Annotated in this window: 7 protein-coding genes; 3 read left to right on the top strand and 4 right to left on the bottom strand. The window is 75.5% G+C overall.

From position 1 onward, the window contains the following. Positions 1-96 precede the first annotated feature (96 nt). From ABD331_RS31000 to ABD331_RS30990, 3 genes are all read right to left on the bottom strand, one after another. Entirely contained in the window at positions 97-648 is a 552-nt protein-coding gene (locus tag ABD331_RS31000; RefSeq protein WP_344482210.1) for an acyclic terpene utilization AtuA family protein, read from the bottom strand. A 90-nt stretch (positions 649-738) separates the two neighbouring features. Next, positions 739-2,319 (bottom strand): Na+/H+ antiporter, encoded by a 1,581-nt coding sequence (locus ABD331_RS30995; RefSeq protein ID WP_344482208.1) that lies wholly within the window; start codon positions 2,317-2,319, stop codon positions 739-741. 76 nt (positions 2,320-2,395) lie between these two features. Next, complete coding sequence (locus ABD331_RS30990; protein ID WP_344482205.1) at positions 2,396-5,143, bottom strand: ATP-binding protein; 2,748 nt, start codon at positions 5,141-5,143, stop codon at positions 2,396-2,398. A gap of 165 nt (positions 5,144-5,308) precedes the next feature. On the opposite strand from ABD331_RS30990, the gene ABD331_RS30985 reads away from it, so the two are divergent. The 3 genes from ABD331_RS30985 (at position 5,309) to ABD331_RS30975 (ending at position 7,652) form a co-directional block, all read left to right on the top strand. After that, positions 5,309-5,467, top strand: a complete 159-nt coding sequence (locus ABD331_RS30985; protein ID WP_344482202.1) for a hypothetical protein — start codon at positions 5,309-5,311, stop codon at positions 5,465-5,467. Between the two features lie 572 nt (positions 5,468-6,039). Next, positions 6,040-6,807 carry a bestrophin-like domain gene (locus ABD331_RS30980; RefSeq protein WP_344482200.1) on the top strand — a complete coding sequence of 256 codons (768 nt, stop codon included), beginning with the start codon at positions 6,040-6,042 and terminating at the stop codon, positions 6,805-6,807. 215 nt (positions 6,808-7,022) lie between these two features. Further along, a complete protein-coding gene (locus ABD331_RS30975) occupies positions 7,023-7,652 on the top strand; it encodes a hypothetical protein (RefSeq protein WP_344482198.1) in 630 nt (209 codons plus the stop codon). Positions 7,653-7,873: 221 nt separating this feature from the next. Here ABD331_RS30975 and ABD331_RS30970 read toward each other — a convergent pair. Continuing rightward, on the bottom strand, positions 7,874-8,587 hold a 714-nt coding region (locus tag ABD331_RS30970; RefSeq protein WP_344482195.1), incomplete at its 5' end, for a sensor histidine kinase.

Below are 8,587 nucleotides of genomic sequence, written 5' to 3'. Positions count from 1 at the left end.
TCCGCACGGCAGGCGCGTCCGCACGGCAGGCGCGGGCGCAGGGGCGCGCGGGCGCGGCGGTGCCGGGCGGACGCGGGCGGCGGGCCGGGCGGTGGGTCAGCCGGCGGCGGCCAGGGCGATGCGGATCCGGCTGGGCGCCTCCTGACTGAGCCGCACCGACTCCAGCGGCACCGTGACCTGAGGCGTCCGATACCGCCCGCCGGCGAACCGATCAGCCAGATCGGCCCGTACGGCGGCCGCCGTGACGTCCCCGTCGAGCGAGCTGCGCCCGTCGCGCCAGATCTCCACCATGCACGGCCCAGGCTGGGCCGCCAGCGCCAGCCCCGCCACGGTCGCCCCCGCGAGGGCGCCGAGATCGCGCCGGGTCCAGCCGTAGTGCCAGATGCCGGCCGCCACCACGGGCGCCGCCGGGCAGCCGCCGGGTGCGGTGAGGACCACGTCCATGCCCTGCACCAGCAGCTCGGCGATCTCCTCGGTGCTCCGCGCGATGGGCTCGCCGACCTTGAGCCCGGGGAAGCGCGGCACCTGGCCGGTCATGCCGTAGATGAGTTTGATGCCGGTGCCGAGAGGGCCGGGGCCGTCGTCATGCCAGCCGCAGGCGATGACGTCGATCGAGTCGGGCGACCTCCACGTGCCGATACGCAGCATGTCTATTGACTACCCTTTGCCGCGAACCGTCACACACCGTTACACGCTTGGGGCTCCTGGGGTTGTGCCTTGGGGCATTGACAGGTGGGGTCACCGAAGGCTTCTGGCGTCGAGCTGGCGCAGCACCCGCGACACCACCACGGGGTCGGCGTTCGGGTCGCGGCGCGCCTCCAGCACGGCCTGCCTGGCGGCCGACATCATCTCGGCCTGCACCCGCCGCATCAGCTTGACCCGCTTGACGCGCTGCTCGAACGCCTCCCGCCGCTCCTCGTCGGCCGCCTCGGGGCTGATCCGCAGCCCGATGTCGAGCATCCGCCTGCTGAGCACCTCGACGACGTCCTCCGGCAGCTCCTCGGCCTCGTCGATCTGCCGCAGCCGCCGCCTGGCCGCCTTGGCGGCCTGGACGGCGAGCCGTTTCTCCAGCTCCCGCTCGGCCGCCGTGTCGGCCTCGACGCCGAGCCGCCGCACCAGCCACGGCAGGGTGAGCCCCTGCACGATCAGCGTCGTCAGGATGACGGCGAACGCCACGAACACGATGACCGGCCGGGCGGGGAACGGCGACCCGTCGGCCGTCTCCAGCGGGATGGCCAGCGCGAGCGCCACCGACGCCACGCCGCGCATGCCCGCCCACCACATGACGACGGTCTCGCGCCAGCTCAGCGGGATCTCGGTGTCGTCGCCGCGCCCCACCTTCCTGGCCAGCCACGCGGCGGGGAGCAGCCACAGCAGCCGGACGAGCACCACGACGCCGATGACGGCGGCGCTCCAGCCGAGCACCGTCCAGAGCCGGCCGTGCACGGTGCCGAACACGGCGTGCAGCTCCAGCCCGATCAGCCCGAACGCCACCCCGGTGACCAGCGTGTCCACGACCTGCCAGAACGTCGTGGAGGCGAACCTGCCGAACACGTCGTCGGCGTCGAACATGCGATCGCTCAGGTAGAACGCGCTGGTCAGCACCGCCAGCACCCCCGAGCCGCGCCACTCGTCGGCCAGCGCGTACGCCGCGAACGGCACCAGCAGCGACAGCCCCACCTGCAGCGTCGCGTCGCCGAGCAGCCCCATCAGCCGCCCGCCCAGCCAGCCCAGCGCCAGCCCCACGAGCACGGCCACCACCGCCGACAGCACGAACTCCGACAGCGCCCCCGGCCAGGAGAACGAGCCGGTCACGACCGCCGCGATCGCCACGTGGTAGAGCACGATCGCGGTCACGTCGTTGAACAGTCCTTCGCCTTCGAGCAGCGACACCATGCGCCGGGGCAGCCCCAGCCGGCCCGCCACCGCCGTGGCCGCCACCGGGTCGGGCGGCGCCACCAGCGCGCCCAGTGCCACGGCCGCCGCCAGCGGCAGGCCGGGCACCAGCGCGTGCGCCGCCCCCGCCACGGCCGCCGTCGTCACGAACACCAGCGCCACGGCCAGCAGGAAGATCGGTTTCCAGTTGGCCGCGAACTGCCGCCACGACGTGCGCTGCACCGCCGCGTACAGCAACGGCGGCAGCAGCAGGGGCAGCACGATGCCGGGCGGGACGTCCACGTTCGGCACGAAGGGCAGCACGGCCAGCAGGATGCCCAGCAGGGTCATCAGCACGGGGGCCGGCAGCCCCAGCCGCTCGCCCAGCGGCACCGTGACGAGGGCGCCCAGCAGCACCAGCATGAGCAGCACGAACTGGTCCACGACGCCCCCTGATGATCGTCGGCACCAGCGTAACCGGCCCCTTCCAGGCCTGCCGACAGAGGGTCAGAAACCCTGGTCAACCCCGCTCTGCCTGGATCTTGGTGGTGAGCGCCACCCTGGAGCTGACCCCCAGCTTCGCGAACGCGTTCCCCAGGTGGTACTCGATCGTCTTCACGCTCAGCACCAGCTCCCTGGCCACCTGCCGGTTCGTCATCCCGGTCGCCACCAGCCGCGCCACCGCCTGCTCCTGCGGCGTCAGCCGCATCAGCGGCGCCGACCCCGACTCCGCGCGCGGCAGCCCGCACGCGCTCAGCTCCCGCTCGCACCGGTCCACGTACGGCAGCGCGCCCAGCCGGGCGAACAGCGCCACCCCCAGGTCGAGCTGCGACTGCGCCTGCCTGCGCCGGCCCAGCCTGCGCAGGAACCGCCCGTACGCCAGCCGCAGCCGCGCCTCGTCGAACGGCAGCCCCGCCGCCTCCGCCTGGGCCAGGCCGGTGGTGAACGCGTCCTCGGCTGGCTCGTTCTCGTGCCGGGCCGCGTGCAGGCCGCCCCTGCACCGGGCCGCCGCCGCCAGCGCGGAACGCCTCCCGCGCCGCCCCGCCAGCCGCTCCATCCCGGCGAGCTGCAGCTCCGCCCGGTCCAGCTCGCCCAGCGCCACCAGGGCGTCCACCAGCAGGTCCAGCCACTGCACGATGCCGGGCTCGTACACGATGTCGTGCACCTTGACGCCCAGCAGCGGGTCCAGCGCCTCCACGGTGCGGGCGTGGTCGCCCCGCGCGGCGGCCAGGTGGGCGGCGGCGCTGCACGCGTACGCCAGGGAGGCCACCGCGTCCACGCTCGCGCCCCCGCTCGCCGACAGGGCCGCCGCCACGTGCGCCTCCGCCGGCGACCAGTCGCCGCGCGCGGCCGGGACCAGCGCGGCCAGCGCGTGGCAGACCGGAGACAGCCACCGCTGGTCGGCGTCGTCGGCCACCGAGGCGGCGGTCTCGGCGTGCAGGCCCGCGTCGTCCCAGCGGCCCGCCCGGTATTCGGCCTGCCCCAGCATCGCCATCGCCAGCATGCGGAACGGCACCGAGCGCTCGCCGCAGGCCGCCACCGCGCCCGACAGGTCGGCCAGGCCGCCCGGCAGGTCGTCGCTGCACGTGCGCAGCACCCCGCGGCCGAGCAGCGCGTCCAGCTCCGCGATGGACGCCGACGACGGCGACGGCAGGTCCGTCGTGGCGGCCAGGGCGGCGTCGATCTGGCCGGAGACGCCCAGCCCGGCCAGCAGCGTGTAACGGTTGTAGTCGATGCTGAAGCGGTAGCCGGGGGAATTCCTGGCGCGCTCCGCCCACCGGGCGGCCTGCCTGCCCTCCGCCTTGACCAGGCAGAGCATCGCGAGCTGCTGCGCCGCCCGCGCCGCCAGCCCCGACTCGGGCGCGCCGGCCCGCTCCCACGCCGTGACGAGGTGCGCGCGGGCCTCCTCGACCTGGCCGCGCACCATCGCCAGATGCCCCAGCGCGTACCCGCGCACCGCCGGATGGGCGCGCTCCGGCAGGTTCGCCGTCAGCCGGGCCGCCTCCTCCACCCGTCCGTCGAGCAGCAGCGCCTCCACCGCCTCCGCGGCCAGCGGCGCGGGATCGCCCGACAACTCCGCCGCCGCCTTCAGATGCTCGGCCGCGCTGCCGAACGCGCCCAGCCGCACCTGCGCCCGGCCCAGCTCCGCCAGCTCGGCCGCCAGCTCGGGGCTCGGGCCCGCCACCGCCTCGATCCGGTGCCGCAGCCGCGCCTGCTCACCCTCCGCCACCAGCGCGGCCCGCGCGTGCAGCGCCGAACGGTGCGCGGGGCCGAGATCGCGGTAGACCGCCGCACGGTCCAGGGGATGCGCGAACGCCGCCAGGGGGCCGCGCGACGACGAACGCTCCAGCAGCACCCCGGCGCGCACCGCCTGCTCCAGCGCCAGCAGCGGCTCGTCCACCCCCGCCACCCTGCCCGCCAGGTGCAGCGGGCACGACAGGCCCAGCACGCTCACCGCGCTGATCAGCTCCCGCACGGGCGGCGCGCACCTGGCCACCCTGCCCAGGACCAGCAGCCCGTACGAGCGCGGCGCCGGCAACGGCTGCCCCAGGTCGTCCAGGGCCGCCGCGGGCACCTCCTCCAGCAGCCCGCGCAGGTGCAGCGGCACGCCCTCCGTGTGTGCGACCAGCCGCGCCAGGCCGCGCTGCGACACCGGCCCCGCGCCCAGCCGGGCGACCATCGCCCCCGCCTCGGCCGTCCCCAGCCCGGACAGCCGCAACCTGCGCGTCCCGTCCGAGCCGACCAGCCGCAGCAGCCCCTCCGGGCCCGCCAGCGCCGCCGCGTCGCGCAGCATGAGCACCGCCAGCACCCGGTCCACGCGCAACCTGCGCAGGCAGAACGTCAGCGCACGCAACGTCGGCTCGTCGGCCCAGTGCACGTCGTCCACGACCAGGCAGAACGGCTCGCTGCGCTGCCGCTCCGTCACCACGTCCAGCAGCGCCGCCCCGACCGCCAGCGGGTCAGGCAGCGCCGCGCCGTCGTCCAGCCCCAGCTCGGCCAGCCGCCCGGGCAACCCCTCAGGCCCCGAGAACAACCTCGTCAGCGTCCCGTACGGCAGCGACTGCTCGCCCTCGTCGCCGTCGGCGAACACCACGTCCACCGGCCCGCTCTCCTCCAGGAAGCGGTGCACCAGGGTCGTCTTCCCGACCCCGGCCGGCCCCTCCACCACCACGAGCCTGGGCAGCCCGGCACGGGCGCGCCCGAACTCCTCCGCCAGGCAGCGGAGCTCGTGGTCCCGCCCGACGAACATCGCGATCGGCTCAGCCATGGCGGCCTCCGCTTCCTGGTTATCCCACGTTTGCGCGCCACGGCGGGCTCCCTCAAGTAAGACTTGCCTGTCCGTGTGTCCAGACCCGGCCCGAAAATCAGGGGTTATCCCCAGGTGCGATCCCAGGGCGCGCGTTCCTACGCTCGCGGTGAGCCGGGAGGCCTGATGCGGTTCATCGTCGATCTGGAGTACGGCGCGGACGGGGTCCACGGGCTGGTGACGCGGGAGGGCGAGCACCGGGCCGAGCCCTTCCACGGCTGGCTCGACCTGCTGCGCGTACTCGAAACGCCGGACACCAGGGGTTATCCCTGGGACGTACCCTGAAGCGCTTCGAACGGGAAAGCCCGAACATGTGAGGCGTCCCCCGTGGGAGGGGCGCAGGTGAAGACCCTCAGGCCGTTCGCGGAGGGACGGCCAGGTCTTCGCCGCGCAGGGGAAGGTGCCCGCCGGCCCCCGTGGAGCAGCTGCCACGTCGCAGCGCCGGTCCTCGCCATGCCGGCGCCGGGTCCGGCGGTCACCGGGGCGGTCTTCGCAGGTAGCCGGCGGCGACCGCCCCGGGGCGCCTCCCCCCGTCCCGCGGGGTGACACGCCTGTGAGGCGGTGCTCACCGGGGCCGGCTCGGCCTGCGGTGTCGGACGCCCGCTCACATGCCCGCGGCGGCGGCTCCCCGGCAGTCCGCCGCGGGCCCCGCACGGGGCCGCGGCCCGCGTGGCGTCGCCCCCCGTGCGGGGATCGCGAACGGCTGGGCCCGGGGGCGCGCGGGTCACGGGGCCGCGCGATGCCGGGCCCAGCCGTGGCGCTTGCCCGGGACTTTACCTTTCAGGGCCTCACGCCATCATTGCGCTGTGTGATAGTAATGTGACACTGCGTATTCAAACGGGATCCGGGAGATCTTCATGGTGGCGTACATACTCTCGATCTTCGCGGCGATGGGCGCGGTGGCGCTCACGGCGCTGGTCTTCAGGCGGGTGAAGACGGCCGGAGAGGACCGCGACCCCAACGGCCCGTCGGCCGCCCACGCCGGCGCCATGTTGTCGGCCATGTTCCTGCTCGTGTTCGCCATCGCGATCATCGTCCCCTGGACCACGGCCGACGCCGCCAGGCTCAACACCCACGCCGAGAGCCAGTCCACCGTCGACGCGTACTGGGCGGCCTCCGGCCTGCCCGGCTCCGCGCCCGAGGAGGTGCGCAGGTCGCTGCGCGAGTACGTCGCCTTCGTGGTCAAGGACGAGTGGCCGTACATGGCGGGCGGGGCCATGCACCCCGTCGGCGACGAGCGCATGGACGACCTGCGCGGGCGCGTCAACGCGCTGCAGCCGACCGACGACGAGGAAGAGGACGCCAAGGCGACCGTCCTGGAGCACATCAGCGCCATCTCCACCGCCCGCGCCCAGCGCACCGCCGACGCCGACGCCAGCCCGCCCGAAGGGCTGCTCCTCCTGACCGTCCTCACCGGCGTCCTCGTCGTCGTCTTCCCGTTCCTGGCCGGGGCCAGGCCGAAGGGGCTGGCGATGCTGCCCCTGGTGGCCACGTCGGCGCTGATCGGGTTCGGCACCTACCTGACGTGGGACATCTCCCGGGCCTTCGACGGGCCGCTCGCCGTGGGGCCCGAGGCCTTCCAGGGGGCGCTCGAGGAGTTCGCGCGGATCAGCGGGGGGATGTGAACGTGGGCGTCAGGCGTGCGCCCCTCCTGCTCGCCGCCGCCCTCGCCCTGGCCGCCGCCGCGGGCCCGGCGGCGGCCGAACCGGATCTATGGCCTTGGCGGGCGCCGGCGGGGGAACGGCCGGTCCCGCACGCGGCCGTCGCACATGCGGCCGTCGCACGTGCGGAGGTCCCGCGGGTCGCACATGCGGGGGTTCCGCGTGCGGAGGTCCCGGTTGTGGCGGTGCGGCGTGCGGAGGTCTCGCGGGTGGCGTCGGTGGGGGAGCGGGAGCCGATGGCCGGACGGGTGCCGATGGCTCGGCCGGTGCCGTCGCCGCGGGCGGTGCCTCGGGGCGGGCGGGTGCCGGGGGTGGGGCGGGTGCGTCCGCCGCGGCCGGTTCCGCGGGTGTCCGTACGCAGGCCCGCGCCGCCCAGGCGGGTCACCGTGGGGCCCACGGTCAAGGTGCCGCGGGTCTCCACGCGCAGGTCGCCCGACCCCAAGGTGTCGATCTCGATGCCGCGCGCCGATCGGCGGGCCAGGCCCGAGGTGACGGTGCCGGGAGTGACGGTCTTTCCCGACGGGGTCTGCGCGGGCGGGGTCGTGCTGGGGGACTGCCCGCGCGGGCGGCCACGTGCGGTGCCCCCGCCCCGGGTGGTCGCGCCGCCCGTGGTGCCGGTTCGCGTCCTGCCTTCGCCGACGCCCAGCCCCACGCCCAGTCCTAGTGTGACGCCCTCTCCCCGGCGGCCCGTCCAGGTCGGCGAGCCGGCGGAGCGGCGGCGCAACCCGATGAAGTCCGTGCTGCTCACGGTGGTCCTGGTGACGGCGATCACCTCGACCACGGCGGTGGCTTTCCGGGCGCGGCGGTGAGGCTTGACGGTGGGCTGAGCGGCCGCGCGAGTGGGACGGGATAGGTCGTGGCGCCGGGCGCCGTGTGGCGGGATCGCGGTGCCGGGTGCCGGGTGCAGTGTGGCGGGATCGCGATGTGGTGCTGGGCGTCGTGTGGCGGGATCGCGATGTGGTGCTGGGCGTCGTGTGGCGGGATCGCGATGCGGTGCCGGGCGCTGGGCGGGCGCGGGAGCGATGCGGCGTCAGGCGCTGCCCGGGCCGTGGAGGGGGATCACCACGCGGAAGCACGTGCCGTGGCCGGGGCGGCTGCGTGCCTCGATGCGGCCGTCGTGCGCCTCCACCAGCGCCGCCGCGATCGCCAGCCCCAGGCCGGTGCCGCCGCTGACGCGGGAACGGGCGGCGTCGGCCCGGTAGAAGCGGTCGAAGACGTGCGGCAGGTGCTCGGGCTCGATCCCGGGCCCGTCGTCGCACACCTCCACGACGGCGACCTCCCCGCTCACCTCGCCCCCCGCCACCGTCACCGGCCCCGCCACGCCGGCCTCGCCCGCGTCGGCCCAGTCCGCGTCGGCCCAGTCCGCGTCGGCCCAGTCCGCGTCGGCCCAGTCCGCGTCGGCCCAGTCCGCGTCGGCCCAGTCCGCGTCGGTCCGGTCGCCGTCGGTCCGGTCGCCGTCGGTCCGGTTGGCGTCGGTCCGGTTGGCGTCGGCTCCCTTCGCGCGGGCCCTGTTCGCGTCGGCTCCGTTCGCGTCGGCCCTGCTTGCGCTGGCCCTGCTTGCGCTAACCCTGTTCGTGCTGGCCCTGTTCGTGAACGTTCCACCCGTGCCGGTCCCGCCCGTGCCGGTCCCGCCCGTGCCGGTCCCGCCCGTGCCGGTCCCGCCCGTGCCGGTCCCGCCCGTGCCGGTCCCGCCCGTGCCGGTCCCGCCCGTGCCGGTCCCGCCCGTGCCGGTCCCGCCCGTGCC

The sequence above is a fragment of the Nonomuraea monospora genome (genome assembly GCF_039531895.1).
Classification (GTDB): domain Bacteria; phylum Actinomycetota; class Actinomycetes; order Streptosporangiales; family Streptosporangiaceae; genus Nonomuraea; species Nonomuraea monospora.
Note: the sequence above shows the minus strand (reverse complement) of the source record. Positions and strands in the feature narration are given on the sequence as shown.